This is a genomic window from Actinomadura sp. 3N407, assembly GCF_052245875.1.
Classification (GTDB): domain Bacteria; phylum Actinomycetota; class Actinomycetes; order Streptosporangiales; family Streptosporangiaceae; genus Spirillospora.
This window is the reverse complement of record NZ_JBQQBP010000021.1, coordinates 19,264-37,068: the sequence shown is the minus strand read 5'-3', so window position 1 is coordinate 37,068 and position 17,805 is coordinate 19,264. Positions and strand designations below refer to the sequence as shown.

Sequence of the window (17,805 nt, the reverse complement as noted above, 5' to 3'; positions counted from 1 at the left end):
TGCCCGGCCGGCGTCCGCCCCGGCGGGACGGTCCGGTTGCAGGTCGACGCGAAGCCCCGGCCCTACCGGGTCACCGGCGTCGTCGGGGACGGCCCCGGCGCGGCGTTCTTCACCGCGGCGACCGCCGCGGCCCTGTACGGGCACCCGGGCCAGGCCGACGCTCTTGCGGTCCTCGGCGGCGGGAAGGTGGACGAGGACGCCCTCCGCGAGGCGGTGCCCGGCCTCACCGTGGCGGCCGGGGCGGTGCGCGGCGACGCCGAGGACCTGCGCGTCGCCGCGGCGCGGCCCGACATCGTGGAGGTCGCCGCCTCGCTCGGCGGCGTGGCGGTGATGACCATGCTCGTGGTCGTCGGCGGCCTGATCGTCCTGTCGGTCCGGGAACGGGCGCGTGAGTTCGCGCTGCTCCGGGCGGTGGGTGCGACGCCGGGGCAGGTACGGGGACGTCTCGTCCGCGAGACGGCGAAGATCGGGGCGGCGGCCGCCCTCGCCGGCGGTGTCCTGTCCGTCGGGCTCGGCGCGGGGATGCACGCCGCGATGGTCCGCGAGGACGTCCTGCCGGACGGTTTCGGCCTGTCGCTCAGCCCGCTGCCGGCGCTGGCCGCGTTCGCGGTCACGCTCCTCGCCGCCGTCGCGACCGCGTTCCTCGCCTCGCCGCGGGTGTCGGGGATCCGCCCGGTGGAGGCGCTGGGCGAGGCCGCCGCCGAGCCCGCGGGCCTTCCCCGATGGCGTGTGATCACCGGCGTGGCGTTCCTGGTCGTCGGCCTGAACGCGCTCGGGTTCTCGGTCACCGCCACCGGTCCGACCGCGAGCGCGTCGGCCGGCGGCCTGGTCATCGCACTCATCATCGCGACGGCGCTGCTGGGGCCGCTGGTGGCCCGGCTCGGCAACCGGGTCCTGGGCGGCGCGGCCCGGGCCGTGTCACCGGTGGCCGGGCGGATGGCCCGGCACGCGGCGGGCGCCGCCGCGCTGCGCGCGGGGTCGCTCATCACGCCGGTCGCCCTGGCCGTCGCGTTCGCCGGGCGTCCAGCTGTTCGCGCAGACCACCGTCGCCCACGCGACGCAGGTGCAGGCGGAGGACGGCGACCGCGCCGACCGGGTCGTCGTCGCGGCCGGTCCGGGGCTTCCGCGGACCGTCGCCGAGGCGGTGCGCCGCACGCCGGGCGTGACCGCCGCGACGCCCGTCAAGCGCACCAGCGTGATCATGCCGGTCGAGGAGCTGGGCGAGGAGAACCTGCGGTCGCGAAGATCGAGGCACGCGTGGTCGCCGTGTACGACCGGGGCCTCGGCTTCGGCGACGTGCTGCTCCCCCGCGACCTGGTCGCCGCCCACTCCCCGTCGCCCCTGGACGATCACGTCCTCGTCCGCGGGAACGCCGATCTGGGCTCCGTCACCGCCGCGTACGCGGGCACCCGCGTGGTCGGACCGGAGGAGTTCGGCGCCGGCCTGTCGCGGGAGATCCGGCTCCAGGGCTTCGTCGGCCGGGTCGTCGTCGCCGCGATCCTGCTGCCGGCACGGGCCGTGCTCCGCAGGCGCACCCCTCCCAACCTCTCCTGAACTCCCTCTTCCCGTCCACTCTTCACTGAAAGGCGCAACCATGAGCAACTCGACCCGCTGGACCCTGGTCGGCATTCTCATCGCCGTCAACGTCCTGTCGAACGCGATCGTGCGGGACGGCTGGATCGGAATCACCGTCAGCGCGGTCACCGGCGTCGCCGTGATCGCCATCGTGATCGACTACGTGCTCCGGCGCCGCCGCGAGCAGTGAGATCCCGACGATCGGACGCCTGACCGGGACGACCGAACCGCACGTCTCATCCCCCAGGGCGCCCCCGCCGCCGTTACGATCGCCACTGGCATGCTCTGTACCGGAACGGCGTGAAATGGATGATGTGGAGGTCCGGCACCTGCCGGGCGATCTGCCGCGGCTGTTCGACGACGGCGTCGACGGCGACGGGGACGGCGGCACCGCCGAGCGGGCGCTGTCGGTGCCGCTCCCCGAGGGCGACCTGGTGTGGCCCGATCCCGGTTATCCGCAGCGGCGGCTGCTCATGCGCCCCGCGTTCTGGCTGAGCGACGAGCCCGTCCACGGGGAGCTGTGGAGCGGGCTCCGCGCCGAGCATCCCCGGTCGGGCCTCTGGCCGCTGCTGATGGACGAGAGCGACCAGCCCTGGGCCTCCGGCCAGATCGCGCCCGAACCGGCGAACGAGATCGGCAACTACCATCCCCACGCGTTCATGTCCGAGGTGTGGGCCGACTGGGCGGAGCAGGCGGCCGACGAGGACCTCGACGACCTCGCCCCCTTCGGGCGGCACTGCCCGGGCCCGGCACCGCCCGGCGTCCCGCTCGACGACCCCGGCGCCGTGGCCGACAGGCTCGCCCGCGTGCTCGCCGGGCGGGGCATGTCGCTCGGCCTGGTCGCGGTGGACCGGGGCGCCGACGCCCTCGCCGTCACCGGCTGGCAGGGCGCCCTCAACCACAACGAGTGGACGGCGCCGCTCGCCGCCGTCCTGCGGAGCTGGGAGGAACGCTTCGGCGCCCGCGTCGTCGGGCTCGGGTTCAACACCCTTGAGGTCAGCGTCGCCGCGCCGCCGGTCACCACCCGGCACGCCGTCCACGTCGCGGCCGAGCACTGGACGTTCTGCCCCGACATCCTGTTCCAGGGCCCCGGTAGCCTCGCCGGCTACGCCGAGGAGATCCGCGGCAAGACCAACTGGTCCTTCTGGTGGGACTGACCGCGCGCGGGAGGAAGCCGCCCGCCATCGTCGCGGCGGCCGTCGCGCTGACGCTGGCGGCCGACGTGACGGTCCTCCTCACGGGGCAGGTCGGTGAGGGGACCCCTCAGGCGGAGGACCTGGTGTCGGTCGACCGGGGCTCGGCGCCGCGCGCCCCGGCGGTCGCGCCGCTGACCCGCCGTTACACACCGAACCTGCTGGTCGCGGGGACGTCCTCGCTGCCGCCCCGTGCCGTGGAGCGCGCCAAGGGCCTCAAGGGCGTCGCCGGGGTCACGGTCGTGGACGCGGCGCGGGCCAGGGTCGGCGGGCGCCGCATGGGGCTGCTCGGCGTGGACCCGTCGAAGTTCCGGGCGTTCGCGCCGGAGGCGACGGCCGAATCCGACCAGCTGTGGCAGACGATCGCGTCCGGCGGCCTGGCCGTCTCCTTCGAGCAGGGCCGCGACGGGGCGCTGGCGCTCGGCGCGGTGGTGCCCGCGGGCAGCAGCGAACGCTCCGGCCGGGTGCGCGTCGGCGCCTACGCCTCGATGGGCATCGGCGACATCGACGCGGTCGTGTCCCGCAAGCAGGCCAGGGCGCTCGGCATGCCGGACGGGAACGGCCTGGTCATCAGCGCCCCGAAGACCGACACCGGCAAGCTCGCGGCGCGGCTGCGGAAGGTCCTGCCGCGCGGCACGAAGGTGGCGACGCTGACGCCGCCGCGGACCCCCGCCCGGACCGCCGAGCGGAAGGGACGCCCGCGGCTGACCGGACGGCCGGACGGGGTGACGGGCGAGTCGACCCCGATCACCGGCAACAGGATGACGCCGACGATGCGCGCCCTGGTGCTGGAGATCGCCAGGCTGTTCGGGCCGTTCCCGGTGATCGGCTGCTACCGGTCCACCGCCGACCCGCAGGACCACGGCGACGGCCGCGCCTGCGACTTCATGGAGAGCACCGGCGGGCGCAGGCCGAGCGCCGGCGCGCTGCGGCACGGCGACCAGGTCGCGCGGTACGCCGTCGAGAACGCGCGGCGGCTCGGGATCTCCTACGTCATCTGGAAGCAGCACATCTGGAACGTGCGCGGCGGAGGCTGGCGCCTGATGCGGGACCGCGGGAGCCTCACGCAGAACCACTACGACCACATTCACATCTCGGTGCTGCGCTGACCTGCCCCGTCCGGGGCGGCGGGTCAGTGCAGGTCCTGCTCGCACCAGACGACCTTGCCGCCGACGGTGCGGCGCACGCCCCAGCGCTGCGCCAGCCGCCCCACGACGTGCAGGCCCCGGCCCGACTCGGTCATGTCGTCCTCGTCGTCGTGGTGGCGGATCCGGGGACGGCCGTCGGAGGAGTCGAAGACCTCGCAGACCAGGCCGCCCTCCCGCACCAGCCGCAGCGTGATCCGCCCGCCCGCGTGCCGGATGGCGTTGGTGACCAGCTCCGACGCCAGCAGCATCGTGGAGTGGGCCATGTCGTCCAGGTCCCAGCGGGCGAGGCGGTCGCGGATGAGGCCGCGGGCCCGGCGGACGGCGGCGGGTTCGGCGGGCAGCTCCCAGGTGGCGTGGTGGTCGGCGGGGATGCGCGCCAGCCGGGCCACGAGCATCGCGATGTCGTCGCGGTGCTGGTCGTCGTAGACGCCGTCGAGCGCCGCCTGGCACAGGTCCTCCAGCGGGCGGGCGGCGGCGCCGGGGCCGAAGGTGGCCTTCAGCCGCGCCAGCCCGTCGTCGATGTCGCGGGCCCGGTTCTCCACCAGCCCGTCGGTGTAGAGGAACAGCAGCGTGCCGTCCTCGACGGTGAACTCGCGGCTGACGATGGGGCCGTCGCCGCCGACGCCGAGCGGCGGCGCGGGCGGTACCGGCAGGTACTCCGAGTCGCTGCCGGGCGGGGCGAGCAGGGGCGGCAGATGCCCGGCGCTGGCGACCTCGCACCGGCCGCTGACCGCGTCGTAGACGACGTAGGCGCAGGTGGCGAAGTGCGGCTCCCGCTCGCCGAGGGTCCGCATCAGCGAGTCGAGCCGTTCGAGGGCCTCGGCGGGCGGCAGTTCGAGCCCGGCGAGGGTGTGGATGGCGGTGCGGAGCCGCCCCATGGTGACGGCGGCCTTCACGCCGTGCCCGGCCACGTCCCCGACGACCAGCGCGACCCGCGCGCCGGGCAGCGCGATCGACTCGTACCAGTCGCCGCCGACCTCGATGAGGCGGCTGCCCGGCAGGTAGCGGTGGTGCACCTCGACGGGCGACGGCGCCGACAGCCCGGTCGGCAGGAGGCTGCGCTGGAGGGTGAGGGCGGTGGCGCGTTCCCGCGAGTACTGCCGGGCGCTCTCGATGAAGATGGACGCCCGGTTGGCGAACTCCATCCCGATCTCGACGTCGTAGGCGTCGAACGGGCGGTGGGCGACGTTGCGGGTGCAGACGAAGAACCCGAGCACGCCCGCCGCGGACGCGATCGGCAGCAGCAGCATCGAGGCGCCCTTGAGCAGGTCGGCGACCGGCGGACGGCGCCAGGCGACCGCGAGCTTGGAGGCGCCCTCGCCGCCGAGGGCGCGCAGCACCGGCTCGCCCGACCCCATGCACAGCGCGTGCGGGGTGCCCTCCGGGTAGACGAGGGACTCGCCCGTGGGGAACGTCGCGTCCCAGGCCGGGTCGTCGTCGTCGAACCCGATCGCCATGCGGCGCATCTGCGGGCCGTCGGGGCCGTCCGGCGGCTCGTCCGCGTCGATGTGGCTCTCCAGCAGGAGCAGGGCGCCGGAGTTGCAGAAGTGCGGGACGAGCACGTCCATCAGGCCGCGCGCCAGCATTTCGAGGTCGAGGGTGGAGCCGATCCGAGGGAGCGCGTCGTCCAGCAGCGCCCTGCGGATCACGGCGGGGTCGACGAACCGGTCGGCGAGCGGCACCGGCACCCGGACGACGGCGAGCGCCACGACGTCGGGCGCGGCGCCGCTCATGGGGTGGACGGTGACGACCGCGTCGAGCGTGCCGCCCTCCGGGTTCTCCACGGCGAGCATCGCGGTGCGCTCCCGCCCGGCCTTGATCGCCTCCAGCAGCGGCTCCCGCGCGCCGGGGATCACCTCGTCGAGGTCGGCGCCCTGCAGGTCGTCGCCCTTGGGGGCGAGAACGGCGGCGGCGTTTCGGTCGAACTGGAGTATTCTGCCCGACGAATCCATGCCGAGAATCAGAATTCGGGTGGACGACTCCATCGCTCGATTATGGGACATCGCGGCGCACGATGCGGGCGATACGGCAGGGGAAACCGGACCGTAATCGCATCCATCAGAGACGCGTGTGGCGTTCGTCCAGGAATTGCCGCCAGGTTCGCTCGCCCACGGCGTGGCCGGGCGTCAGGTGGTGCCCGGTCCGGAATCCCCGGATCGCCTTCCCGAAGAGCGGCAGCGGCACCCGGACGGGCCGCCGCAGCCCCCGGGCCCGCAGGTACGCCCGGGCCATCTCCTCGGCCGTCAGCACCTCCGGGCCGCCCATGTCGTCGGCCCGCCGCGCGGGCCCGCCGGCGAGGGCCAGCTGAGCGAGCCGCTCGGCCACTTCGCCGACGTCGATCGGCTGGTCGCGCAGTCCCTTCGGGAGGACGATGACTCCGGGAATCTTTGTGAGGACGTTCAGGACCATGTCCGGAAGCGTGTGGAACTGCGTGGTCCGCAGGATCGTGTACGGCAGCCCGGATTCCTCGATGAGCCTCTCCACCGCGTACTTCGTCCGGTAGTAGCTGTAGGGGATCTTGTCCACGCCCACGATCGAGATGTAGATCAGATGCGGGGCGCCCTGCCTGCGCGCGGACTCGATCAGCAGCCGCGCCGCGGGCACGTCCCGCCTGGTGTGGAACGGGTCGCTGGCGCAGTGCACGATCGTCTCGGCGCCGGCGACGGCCGCGTCGATGCCCTCACCGGTCGACAGGTCGCCCTTGTGCCAGGTCACGCCGTCCTCCGGCTCCCTGGCGCGGCGGCTCAGCCCGTGCACGTCCGCCCCGGCCTCGGCCAGCAGGCGGGTGAGGGGGCCGCCCAGCGTGCCGCTCGCCCCGGTCACGAGAATCATCGGGTTCCTCCTTGGTCCGCGGGTCCCGTCCGTTCACCGGGCCCCTTCCCGTCAGGAAGGACCGGACGACTCCCCGGAATGTGACAACGCCCGGTCGGCGAAGGCGAGCTTGTCGGGATTGACGATGACGAACAGGGCGGTGATCCGATCCCCGGAGGCCTCCGGCACCATGATCGAGTTGAGCGCCCCGCCGATCCGGACGGCGACGGCCGGGACGCCGTTGACCTCCTCGATCGTGGCGGTCACCAGGCCGGGCCCCAGTTCGCCCCCGCGGCGCGCGAGGCCGAGCAGGTAGCGCGCGACCCGGGAGCGGCCGGTGATGGGGCGGCGGGCGGAGCTGACCTTGCCGCCGCCGTCGGACCAGGACACGACGTCCTCGGCGAGGATCCGCTCCAGATCCGGCAGGTTCCCGCGTATCGCCGCGTCCAGGAACCGCTCGACGAGCCGGCGCCACTCCGCGTCCCCCGGCGCGAACCGGCGTTCGGCGGACGCGACCCGCCGCCGGGCGCGGCGGTGCAGCTGCCGGCTCGACGCCTCGGACACCTCCAGGATCTCCGCGATCTCCCGGTGCGGATAGCCGAACGCCTCCCGCAGCACGAACACCGCCCGTTCGGCGGGAGTGAGCGACTCCATCAGCGTCAGCAGCGCCAGCGACACCGAGTCGCGCTGCTGGACGGTCTCCAGCGGCCCCAGCGCGCCCGGCGGCCCGCCGGGCGCGGCGGCGGGCACCGGTTCGGGCAGCCACGGCCCGATGTAGGACTCGCGGCGGGCCCGCGCGGAGTTCAGCCGGTTCAGGCACAGGTTGGTGACGACCTTGGTCAGCCACGCCCGCGGCTCCTCGACGGCGGCCCGGTCGGTGCCGTCCCAGCGCAGGAACGCGTCCTGCACCGCGTCCTCGGCCTCCTGGACCTCGCCGAGCATCCGGTAGGCGATGCCCGTCAGCCTCGGCCGCAGCGCCTCGAACTCCGCGACCTCGCCGGAGGCCATCGGCCCCGTGCTCATTCAGGACCTCCCGAAGACCTGCGGCGGCGGGACGGGCGCGACGATCTCCTCGCCGTCGCGCAGCGGGGCGGCGCCCGCGCAGAACGCGGCGAGGTCGCCGCCCTCCAGCAGCCGGGCCCGGACGATGCCGCCCGCCGCACGGCGCGTCAGGTCCGCCACCGGGAGCGGCTCCCGCGACCCGGCCACGATCAGGTTGCCGAACCGGCGGCCCCGCAGCACGCCCGGGTCGCCCATCAGCAGCGTGTGCCGGAACACCGACCGCACGGTGGCGGCGACCCGGCGGGCGAACGGCAGCCGGAACCCGTCGGCGACGTTGACCATGTAGACGCCCCGGGGCCGCAGCACCCGCGCGGCGTCCAGCACGAACTCGCGGGTCGCGAGCTCGGGCGGCATCGACGCCTCGGCGAACGCGTCCATCACCACGAGGTCGTCGGCCTCGTCGGCGAGCGCCGCGATCCCCGTCCGCCCGTCGGCGACCCGGATCCGCAGGCCGGGGATCCCCTTGACGGGCAGCTGCTCGCGGACGAGCCGGACCAGCTCCGCGTCCGGTTCCAGGACGATCTGGCGGGACCCGGGCCGGGTCGCGGCGATGTAGCGGGGCAGCGTGCAGCCGGCGCCGCCGATGTGGACCGCGTCGAACGCCTGCCCGTCCACGCCGAGGGAGTCGACGACGTCGCCCATGAGGCGCATGTACTCGAAGTCGAGGTAGGTGGGATCGGACAGGTTCACATACGACTGGGGCACGCCGCCGACGAGCAGCATCCAGCCTCCGTCGCGGTCGGCGTCCCGCAGCAGTTCGGCTTCCCCGCCGTCGATCCTGTAGGTGTTCGGCCGGGGACCGTGCCTGCCCTTGCGCGCCATGTCCACCACACTACGGAACCCTTTGCGGAGGGCCGGCGGAACATCAGGTTTGTTCGGTGAGGGCTTCCTCGGCCGCGAAATGGCACGCGCTGGGGTGGGCGGAGCCGTCCCGTTCCTCCAGGCCGGGCTCCCGTTCCGCGCACACGTCCCGGGCCTTCCAGCAGCGGGTCCGGAACCGGCAGCCCGACGGCGGGGACAGCGGCGACGGCGGCTCCCCTTCGAGGCGGATCCGGTCCGACCAGCCGGGCGCGTCCGGGTCGGGCACGGGGACGGCCGACAGCAGCGCCTGCGTGTACGGGTGGGTCGGGTGCTCGTAGATCTGGTGCTCGTCGCCGGTCTCGACGACCTGTCCCAGATACATCACGGCGATGCGGTCGGAGATGTGGCGGACGGCGGCCAGGTCGTGCGCGATGAACACGTACGCCAGGCCCAGTTCCCGCTGCAGTTCGGCGAGCAGGTTCATGGCCTGTGCCTGGACGGAGACGTCCAGCGCGGACACCGGCTCGTCGCACACGATCACGTCGGGGCGCAGCGCGAGGGCGCGGGCGATCCCGACGCGCTGGCGCTGCCCGCCGGAGAACTGGTGCGGGTACCGGCTGACGTGGCCGGGGTCGAGGCCGACGAGCTCCAGCAGTTCCCGGACGCGCGCCCGCCTTTCGCCCTTGGGCGCGACCTCGGGGTGGATCGCGAAGGGCTCCCCCACGATGTCGCCGACCGTCATGCGGGGATTGAGGGACGAGTAGGGGTCCTGGAGGACGATCTGGATCCGGCGGCGCAGTGCCCGCAGTTCGGGTTTCGGCATTGCGAAGACGTCGCGGCCGTCGAAGCGGACCGTCCCGGCCGCGGGGCGTTCGGCGGCCAGCAGCAGCCTGGCCAGCGTCGACTTCCCGCATCCGGACTCGCCGACGACGCCGAGGGTCTCGCCGCGGCGCAGTTCCAGGTCGACGCCGTCCACGGCCCTGACGTGCCCGACCGCGCGTTTGAGCAGGACCCCGCGGGTCACCGGGTAGTGCTTGACGAGACCCTCCACCCGCAGGATCGGGGCGTCCCGCCGGGGAGCCTCCTCACTCGGGTCCGGCACCGTGGACCTCCTCGGCGAAATGGCAGGCGGCGGCGTGGCCGGGCGCGACGGTGACCAGCGGCGGCCTCTCGGCCGAGCAGATCGCCTCCGCGCGGGGGCAGCGCGGCCGGAACGGGCAGCCCGGCGGCAGCGCGGCGGGGTCCGGCGGCGCCCCCTTGATCGGGACGAGCGGCCCCCCGCACCGGTCGAGGCGCGGCACCGACGCCAGCAGCCCTCGCGTGTAGGGGTGGGCGGGCCGCGCGTACAGCCCCCGGGCGGGCGCCTGCTCGGCGACCGACCCGGCGTACATGACGACGATCCGGTCGGCCACCCCGGCGACGACGCCGAGATCGTGGGTGATCAGGACCATGCCCATGTTCAGCTCGTCCTGGAGCCCGGCCAGCAGCCGCATGACCTGCGCCTGCACGGTCACGTCGAGGGCGGTGGTCGGCTCGTCGGCGATCAGCACGTCCGGTTCCAGCGCCAGCGCCATCGCGATCATGATGCGCTGGCGCATGCCGCCGGAGAACTGGTGCGGGTAGTCGCCGAGCCGCCGCGCCGCCGACGGGATGCGCACCCGGTCCATCAGCTCGACGGCCCGGTCCCTGGCCTCCCTGCGGCCGAGGCCGCGGCGCACCCGGTACATCTCGCGGAGCTGGTCGCCGACGGTGAACACCGGGTTCAGCGCGGTCAGCGCGTCCTGGAAGATCATCGAGATGCGGTCGCCGCGGTACTCGCGGCGGCGCCTCTCGGGCAGGCCCAGCAGTTCCTCGCCGCGCAGCCGCACCGACCCCCGCTCGATCCGGGCGGGCGGGACGTCGAGGATGCCCATGACGGCCTGTGCCGCGACGCTCTTGCCCGATCCCGACTCGCCGAGGATCGCGACCGTCTCCCCTTCGGCGAGGGTGTAGGACAGCCCGTTCACCGCGCGCACGTCCTTACCGCGCACCCGGAAACCGACGTGCAGGTCGTCGACGGCCAGGAGCGGTGCGTCCGGGCGGGGCGCCGGGACCGGGCCGTCCTTCAGGTCCGCCGTCACGTGATGCCTCCGGTCATCTGTCACCGCAGCTTCGGGTCGAGGGCGTCGCGGACGGCGTCGCCGAGCATCAGGAAGCTCAGCACCGTGGCCGACAGGAACGCCGCGGGGAAGATCAGCAGATGCGGGTGGGCCATGAAGACGTCCTTGGCCTGGCCGAGCTGGAGCCCCCAGGAGACCTGCGGGTACTGCAGGCCGACGCCGAGGAAGTCCAGCGTCGCCTCCCCCACGATCACGTTGCCGACGTTGAGGGTGGCGACCACGATCACCGGGGCGATCGCGTTCGGCAGGATGTGCCGGGCCATGATCCGCCGGTCGGACGCGCCGAGCAGCCGCGCTGCCTGCACGTAGTCGGCGTCGCGGACGGAGATGACCTGGCCGCGCATGATGCGGATCATCGTCGTCCAGCCGAGCAGCACCAGCACCAGCGTCATCGCGCCGACGCCGTGCCCGGGGAAGGCGACGAGGATCACCGTGCCGCCCAGCACGAACGGCAGCCCGAAGAACACGTCGGTGATCCGGGCGATCAGCGCGTCCAGCATCCCGCCGTAGTAGCCCGCCAGCATCCCGAACATCAGCGCGATCAGCAGCGCGAACAGCGTGACCGCGACGCCGATCAGCAGCGTGGGGCGGGCGCCGTGCACGACGTGCGCGTAGTAGTCGCAGCCCGCGAGGTCGGTGCCGAACCAGTGCTCGCCGGACGGGCCGAGCCTGGACAGGTTGGGGTCGCAGCCCTCGTTGGCCGCCCGGCCGGTGAACAGCCCGGGGAGGGCCGCCATCGCCGCCACCGCCGCGAGGATCGACACCGAGCCCCAGAAGACCCAGCGGCGCCGCAGGTCGCGCCATGCGTCGTCCCACAGCGAGGCCCTGCCGACCTCGCCGCCCGCCGCCGCGACGGCCTCGGCATCCGCCTCCTTGGTCGCCATCGTCGCCCGCCCCCTACTCGTACCTGATCCGGGGGTCCAGGACGCCGTACAGCAGGTCCACGACGAGGTTGACCAGCAGGAAGATCAGCACCAGCACCGTGACCGCGCCGACCACGACGGGTCCCTCCTTGAGCTGGATCGACTGGAACACCTGCTGCCCGATGCCGGGCAGGTTGAAGATGCCCTCGGTCACGATCGCGCCGCCCATCAGGTTCCCGAAGTCGACGCCGAGGTAGGTCACCACGGGGATCAGCGAGTTGCGCAGCGCGTGCCGGCCGACGACCCGCGCCCGCGACAGCCCCTTGGCGTTGGCGGTGCGGACGTAGTCGGCCCGCAGGTTCTCCGACAGGCTCGTCCGGGTCAGCCGCGCCACGTACGACAGGCCGAGCGAGCCCAGCACGATGCCGGGCAGCAGGTAGCTCATCGGCCAGCCGTCGTCCGTCCCGGCCGTCGGGAAGATCTGCCAGTGCAGGCCGAAGACGATCTGCGCGATGTAACCGAGGACGAACACCGGCACCGCGATCACCAGGGTGGTCCCGCCGAGGACGAGGGTGTCGGCGAGCCTGCCGCGCCGCAGGCCCGCCCACACGCCGAGGACGATCCCGATGGCCAGCTCGAAGATCCAGGCGGTGAGCGCGAGCTGCGCGGTCACGGCCCAGCGTCCGCTGAGCATCTCCGACACGCTCTGGCCGGTGTAGTTCTCGCCCAGGTCGCCCTGGGCGAGTCCCCACATGTACTTCGCGTACTGCACCAGCAGCGGGTCGTTGAGGTTGTACCGGTCCCGGAGCGTCTGCAGGACGTTGTCCGGGACCGGCTTGTCCCCGGCGAGGGCCTGGATCGGGTCGCCCGGCAACGCGAACACCATCGCGTAGATGAGCAGCGTGGTGCCGATGAAGACCGGGACCGCCTGCAGGAGCCGCCGGAGGACGTAACGCCACATCGCCGGCTACTTCACCGTCACTTCGGTGGCGACCAGGCCCGTCGAGAACGGGGTGATCCTGACGTTCTCCACGTCCTCGGAGCGGCCGCCCTGGCCCGCCCACGTCCACAGCGGGATCATCGGCATCTCCCGGATGGCGATGTCCTCGGCCCGGTTGTAGAGCCTCATGGCCTCCTGCTGGTCGGCCGTCCGGTCGGCCTTGGCGATGAGGTCGTCGAACTCCTGGTTCGTCCAGCCCATGCGGTTGTTGTCCGAGCCCCACATGTTCTCCAGGAAGTTCTGCGGGCTCGGGAAGTCGGCCTCCCAGTTCTGCCGGTAGGGGCCCTTCTCCTCACGGTTGCGCAGCATGGAGAAGTAGTCGGACGCGGGGACCTGCCGGAACCGGATGTCCTGGATGCCGAGGTTGTCGCGCAGGGAGTTCGCGACGATCCGCATCCACTGGGCGTAGGTCGGCTGCGAGTTGGAGAAGTACAGCTCCAGCGTCCCCTCGAACCCGCCGGCCTTCTCGAACAGCCGCTTGGCCTCGGCCGGGTCGTAGGTGCACACCTCGCCGCAGGCGTTGCCGCGGTGGCCGGGGATGATGGACGGAATCAGCGAGTCGGCCGGGAAGTAGTCCCCGTTGTAGACCGCCTTGTTGATGCCCTCCCGGTCGATGACCATCGAGATCGCCCTGCGCAGGTCCGGGTCGGCGAACCGCTCGTCGAACAGGGGAAAGCCCAGGTAGTCGGTGGTGCTCATCTTGCGGGCGAGGAACCGGTCGCCCAGCACGCGCTTGGCCTCGGGCACCCTGCCGGACGGGATGGTCTGCAGCACGTCGATCCGTCCGGCCCGCAGGTCGGTGTAGGCGGTGTCGGCGCTGGAGTAGCTCTTCCAGGTCACGCCCTTGTTCCTGGGTTCGCGCGGACCGGTGTAGCCGGGGAACGCGACGAGCTTGATCTGCTTGTTGCGCTCCCAGTCCCCCTCCATCATGTACGGGCCGTTGCCGATCGGGTGCTCGTCGAACGCCTTGGGGTCCTTGAGCCCGGCCTTCGGCATCGGCGCGTAGGCCGGATGGGTGAGCAGGAGCGGAAACGGGCTGAACGGGTCGTCGAGCGTGACCTTGAGCGTGTTCCGGTCGACGACCTCGACTCCGGACAGCGTGCCGGCCTCCGGGTCCGCGCCCTCGTCCTCGGGGTTCATCGCCTCGTACCCCTCGATGGCCGAGAAGTAGTCGTTGGCGCCCATGGCGTTCGGCCCGTAGGCCGCGTGGTTCCAGGCGTCGGCGAAGCTCTGCGCGGTCACCGGCTCGCCGTTGTGGAACTTCTGCCCCTGCCTCAGCTTGACCGTCCAGACCTTCTGGTCGTCGGAGGTGACCGACTCGGCGGCCAGCGGGACCGCCTTGCCGTCCGCGTCGAGCGTCATCAGGTTGTCGAACAGCTCGGTGATCACGTCGAAGGAGTAGCTGCTCGTGGTGTTGGCGGGCATCAGGTGGTCGGGTTCGGAGTGGCCCACGGTGAACGTGCCGTCGCTCGCGCCGGCGCTGTCGCCGCCGCAGGCCGACAGGCCGAGCGACGCGGCCAGCGCCACCGCGGCGAGCCCCGCGGCCTTCCCGCGGACACCCCTTCCGGCACCCCTCTGGCTTGACATGGTCCTCCTCGACCCGGTCGCTGCGTCGCGCCGCGGGTGCTCGGCCACCCGCGGCACCTAGATTCCTCGCGGCGGCTGCTCACGGTGACGGTTTGGGTACGGGGCTCACGGAGTCGAAACCGGATCGAGACGTTCTTGATCTTCCATTGACCGAGGTCAGCGAGGAAAGAAAATATAGGTCTGTTACGAAAGTGGCTTATGGGAGTGACGGTGAGCGACGACCCGACCGGCGCCGAGGCGGCCGCGATCTGTGCCGATCTCATCCGCTTCGACACCACGAACCGAGGCGAGGGCGTGGCCCGCCCGGAGCGGCCGGCCGCCGAGCACGTCGCCGCGCTGCTGGACGAGGCGGGCGCCGTGCCGCGGATCGTCGAGTCCGCGCCCGGCCGCGCCAGCGTGCTGGCCCGCGTCCCCGGCACCGATCCAGCGCATCCCGCGTTCCTGGTGCACGGCCATCTGGACGTGGTGCCCGCCGACCCGTCCGGGTGGACCGTCCCGCCGTTCTCGGGCGAGGTCCGCGACGGGTGCGTGTGGGGGCGCGGCGCCGTCGACATGAAGGGCAGCGTGGCGATGACGCTCGCCACCGTCCGGCGGCGGCTGCGCGAGGGGCGGCGCACGCGGGGCGACCTCGTCCTGGCGTTCCTCGCCGACGAGGAGTGCACCGGCGACCACGGGTCCCGGTACGTCGCGCGCGAGCATCGGGAGATCTTCGACGGCTGCACCGAGGCGATCAGCGAGTCCGGCGGGTTCAGCGTGGACGCGGGCGGGACGCGGATCTACCCGATCGCGACCGGTGAGCGCGGCACGACCTGGATGAAGCTGACGGCGCGCGGGACCGCCGGGCACGGGTCCAAGCCCGCGCCCGACAACGCCGTCGCCGAGATCGCGCACGCCGTGTCCCGGCTGGCCTCCCACCGGTGGCCCGTCCGGCTGACGCCGGGCGTCCGGGCCCTGCTGGACGGGCTCGCGGACGCGCTCGGCACCCCCATCGACCACGACCGCCTCGACGAGGAGGCCGCCCGCCTCGGCGGCGTCGGCCGCCTGTTCGCCGGGACGGTCCGCAACTCGGCCAACCCGACCCGGCTCGACGCCGGCTACAAGGTCAACGTCGTGCCGGACACGGCGACCGCGCAGGTCGACGGGCGCTACCTGCCCGGAACCGGCGAGGAGTTCCTCGCCACCGTCGACCGGCTCCTCGGCCCGAACGTCACCCGCGAGTTCATCAACCGCGAGGAGGCCCCGGCCGCCGACCCCGCGGGCCCGACGTTCGCGGCGCTCGCGGAATCGCTCCGCGCCGAGGACCCGTCCGCCCGTCCCGTCCCGTACGTGATGGCGGGCGGGACCGACGCCAAGGCGTTCCACGGGATCGGCATCGCCAGCTTCGGATTCGCGCCGCTGCTGCTCGGCCCGGACCTGGACTATCTCGGCATGTTCCACGGCGTGGACGAGCGGGTGCCGCTGGACGGCCTGGCGTTCGGGACCCGGGTCCTGGACCGCTTCCTCGACACCCGCTGAAACGGGTAGAGACAGTGCGTGGACTTCTCCAGTGCGGCCGATGAGCTCTACGGCGTCCAGCCCGCGCAGTTCGTGGCGACCCGGAAGCGCCTGGCGCAGGACGCGAAGGCCGCGGGCGACGGGCCGCTCGCCAAGCGGATCGGGGCGCTGCGGCGCCCGACGCTGTCGGCGTGGGCGGTGAACCTCCTCGCCCGCTCGGCCGCCGGCGACCTGGAACGGCTGCTGGACGTGGGGTCGGAGATGCGCTCGGCGTGGGGCTCGGGCGGCGGTCTCGGGGACCTGGAGCAGCGCCGGGCCCGCCTGGTGGGCTCGCTGGTGCGCGCCGCCGGCGAACTCGCCGAGGACGCGGGCAATCCGCTGCGCGAGCAGGCCCTCCGCGAGGTGGAGGACACCCTCCAGGCCGCGACGGTGGACGCCGGCATCGCCGAGGAGGTGCGCGAGGGCCGGCTGCCGCAGCCGCGCAGCCACACGGGGTTCGTCCCCGCCGGGTTCGCCATGGCGCCGGAGGGCGAGGAGGAACGCGCGAAGCCGGAGGCGGGGGAGGAGCGGCCCGCCGAGGAGAAGGAGCCGGCCGGTGAGAAGCCCGCGAAGGAGAAGGAGCCCCGGCGGGCGAGGTCGAACGTCACGCGGACGAGCGCCGCGCGGGCGCGGCGGGCGGAGACGCTGCGCGGGCGCGCCGAGGAGGCGGACCGCAAGCTCGCCGAACGCCGGGAGCGGGCCGAGGAGGCGAAGCGGGCGGCGGAGGAGGCGTCCGCCGAGGTGGGCCGGCTCCGGCACGAGCTGGACCGGGCGGTCGCCGAGCGCGACGCGGCGGCGCGGCGGGCGGAGCGCGCCGAGCAGAACCGCGCCCGCGCCGAGGAGGCGGCGCGGGAGGCCCGCGGGGCGGCCGAGGAGGCCCGCCGGGCCGCCGACCGGGACGCGCGGCACGGGTGACCCGCCACCCCTGGTACGAATCGGTCGTACGACATGAAGTAGGTTCGACTAGAACGTCATTCCAACACGTGTGATCGACTACAGGGGGCGCGCGGTGACGGCACCGGTCGTGGAGCAGCCGACTGACTGGACCGAACCGGGCGCGCATCTCGTGGCGCCGGGGGTTCACCGGATCCCTCTGGCGCTGCCGATCCCGTCGCTGCACGCGGTCAACGTGTACGTCATCGAGGACCCCGACGGCGTCGTCGTCGTGGACTCCGGCTGGGCCATGCCGGACACGCGGACGTCCCTGGAACGTGCCCTGCGCACGCTCGGCCACGGGCTGGACGATGTGGCGCATTTCCTCGTCACCCACGCGCACTGGGACCACTACTCGCAGGCCCTCGCCCTGCGCGAGTCGTTCGGGACGCGGGTGCGGATCGGGCGCGGCGAGCGGGCGTCGATCGAGGCGTTCGACGTCCACCGGGGCCTGCACCCCCGGCAGGTCGAGATGCTGCGCCGCTGCGGCGCGGACGCGATCGCCGACGAGATCGCGGGCATGCCCGTCGAGCGGTCCGAGCGCGACGTCCCGCACACCCTCCCCGACGCGTGGCTCGACGACGGGGAGCGCGTCGGGCTGACCGATCGGGGCCTGGACGTGTTCGCCACGCCGGGTCACACGCGCGGCCACATCGTCCTGCGGGACGCGGACGCCGGGCTGCTGTTCGCCGGTGACCACGTCCTGCCGCACATCACCCCGTCGATCGGGCTGGAGACCGAGCCGGAGCGCAAGCCGCTGCGCAGCTACCTGGAGTCGCTGCGGCTGGTCCGCGACATGCCGGACACGCTGCTGCTGCCCGCGCACGGCCCCGTGAAGCCGAGCGTGCACACCCGGGTCGACGAGCTGATGGAGCATCACGCCGAGCGGCTCGACACCGCCGCCGCGCAGGTCCGCGCGGGACACACGACGGCCTTCGAGGTCGCGGCCGCCATGCGGTGGACGCGCCGCAGGCGCTCGCTCGACGACCTGGACGCCTTCAGCCGGATGCTGGCCGTCCTGGAGATCGAGGCCCACCTGGACGTCCTGGCCGACCGGGGCGTCCTGGACGCCCACGACGAGGCCGGCGTCCGCCGCTACGCCGTGCGGGGCTGACGGCCGCGTCCGAAACGGGCCGGCGG

At 73.4% G+C, this 17,805-nt stretch carries 16 protein-coding genes; 7 read left to right on the top strand and 9 right to left on the bottom strand.

Annotation, left to right across the window (positions count from 1 at the left end; genetic code table 11):
* Positions 1–36 precede the first annotated feature (36 nt).
* The 4 genes from ACTWPP_RS37350 (at position 37) to ACTWPP_RS37335 (ending at position 3,877) form a co-directional block, all read left to right on the top strand.
* On the top strand, positions 37–1,554 hold the full coding sequence (locus tag ACTWPP_RS37350; protein ID WP_443109156.1) for an ABC transporter permease: 1,518 nt from the start codon (positions 37–39) through the stop codon (positions 1,552–1,554).
* A 40-nt stretch (positions 1,555–1,594) separates the two neighbouring features.
* Positions 1,595–1,765, top strand: coding sequence for a hypothetical protein (locus ACTWPP_RS37345; RefSeq protein ID WP_443109155.1), 171 nt, complete (start codon positions 1,595–1,597; stop codon positions 1,763–1,765).
* A gap of 115 nt (positions 1,766–1,880) precedes the next feature.
* Positions 1,881–2,732 (top strand): DUF4253 domain-containing protein, encoded by an 852-nt coding sequence (locus tag ACTWPP_RS37340; protein ID WP_443109154.1) that lies wholly within the window; start codon positions 1,881–1,883, stop codon positions 2,730–2,732.
* Positions 2,723–3,877 carry a hypothetical protein gene (locus ACTWPP_RS37335; protein ID WP_443109153.1) on the top strand — a complete coding sequence of 385 codons (1,155 nt, stop codon included), beginning with the start codon at positions 2,723–2,725 and terminating at the stop codon, positions 3,875–3,877. Before ACTWPP_RS37340 ends, ACTWPP_RS37335 begins: the two co-directional genes overlap by 10 nt.
* A gap of 23 nt (positions 3,878–3,900) precedes the next feature.
* On the opposite strand, the gene ACTWPP_RS37330 is transcribed toward ACTWPP_RS37335, so the two are convergent.
* The 9 genes from ACTWPP_RS37330 to ACTWPP_RS37290 all read right to left on the bottom strand — a co-directional run bounded on the left by ACTWPP_RS37330 (position 3,901) and on the right by ACTWPP_RS37290 (position 14,199).
* Positions 3,901–5,868, bottom strand: a complete 1,968-nt coding sequence (locus ACTWPP_RS37330; protein ID WP_443109152.1) for an ATP-binding SpoIIE family protein phosphatase — start codon at positions 5,866–5,868, stop codon at positions 3,901–3,903.
* A gap of 106 nt (positions 5,869–5,974) precedes the next feature.
* The gene (locus tag ACTWPP_RS37325) at positions 5,975–6,748 is read right to left on the bottom strand and encodes an SDR family oxidoreductase (RefSeq protein ID WP_443109151.1); all 774 of its coding nucleotides are present in this window, start codon (positions 6,746–6,748) and stop codon (positions 5,975–5,977) included.
* 51 nt (positions 6,749–6,799) lie between these two features.
* On the bottom strand, positions 6,800–7,750 hold the full coding sequence (locus ACTWPP_RS37320; protein WP_443109150.1) for an RNA polymerase sigma-70 factor: 951 nt from the start codon (positions 7,748–7,750) through the stop codon (positions 6,800–6,802).
* Positions 7,751–8,611, bottom strand: a complete 861-nt coding sequence (locus ACTWPP_RS37315; protein ID WP_443109149.1) for a spermidine synthase — start codon at positions 8,609–8,611, stop codon at positions 7,751–7,753.
* 43 nt (positions 8,612–8,654) lie between these two features.
* Positions 8,655–9,692 carry an ABC transporter ATP-binding protein gene (locus ACTWPP_RS37310; protein WP_443109148.1) on the bottom strand — a complete coding sequence of 346 codons (1,038 nt, stop codon included), beginning with the start codon at positions 9,690–9,692 and terminating at the stop codon, positions 8,655–8,657.
* On the bottom strand, positions 9,676–10,710 hold the full coding sequence (locus ACTWPP_RS37305) for an ABC transporter ATP-binding protein (protein ID WP_443109147.1): 1,035 nt from the start codon (positions 10,708–10,710) through the stop codon (positions 9,676–9,678). The genes ACTWPP_RS37310 and ACTWPP_RS37305 overlap by 17 nt, the downstream gene beginning before the upstream one ends.
* A gap of 20 nt (positions 10,711–10,730) precedes the next feature.
* Positions 10,731–11,633, bottom strand: a complete 903-nt coding sequence (locus ACTWPP_RS37300; protein WP_443109146.1) for an ABC transporter permease — start codon at positions 11,631–11,633, stop codon at positions 10,731–10,733.
* Positions 11,634–11,646: 13 nt separating this feature from the next.
* A complete protein-coding gene (locus ACTWPP_RS37295) occupies positions 11,647–12,573 on the bottom strand; it encodes an ABC transporter permease (protein WP_443109145.1) in 927 nt (308 codons plus the stop codon).
* Between the two features lie 6 nt (positions 12,574–12,579).
* Positions 12,580–14,199 (bottom strand): peptide ABC transporter substrate-binding protein, encoded by a 1,620-nt coding sequence (locus ACTWPP_RS37290; RefSeq protein WP_443109144.1) that lies wholly within the window; start codon positions 14,197–14,199, stop codon positions 12,580–12,582.
* 210 nt (positions 14,200–14,409) lie between these two features.
* On the opposite strand from ACTWPP_RS37290, the gene ACTWPP_RS37285 reads away from it, so the two are divergent.
* The 3 genes from ACTWPP_RS37285 (at position 14,410) to ACTWPP_RS37275 (ending at position 17,779) form a co-directional block, all read left to right on the top strand.
* Entirely contained in the window at positions 14,410–15,714 is a 1,305-nt protein-coding gene (locus ACTWPP_RS37285; RefSeq protein WP_443109143.1) for a M20/M25/M40 family metallo-hydrolase, read from the top strand.
* Between the two features lie 18 nt (positions 15,715–15,732).
* Positions 15,733–16,647 carry a hypothetical protein gene (locus ACTWPP_RS37280; protein WP_443109142.1) on the top strand — a complete coding sequence of 305 codons (915 nt, stop codon included), beginning with the start codon at positions 15,733–15,735 and terminating at the stop codon, positions 16,645–16,647.
* A gap of 70 nt (positions 16,648–16,717) precedes the next feature.
* Positions 16,718–17,779 (top strand): MBL fold metallo-hydrolase, encoded by a 1,062-nt coding sequence (locus tag ACTWPP_RS37275; RefSeq protein ID WP_443109141.1) that lies wholly within the window; start codon positions 16,718–16,720, stop codon positions 17,777–17,779.
* Positions 17,780–17,805 lie beyond the last annotated feature (26 nt).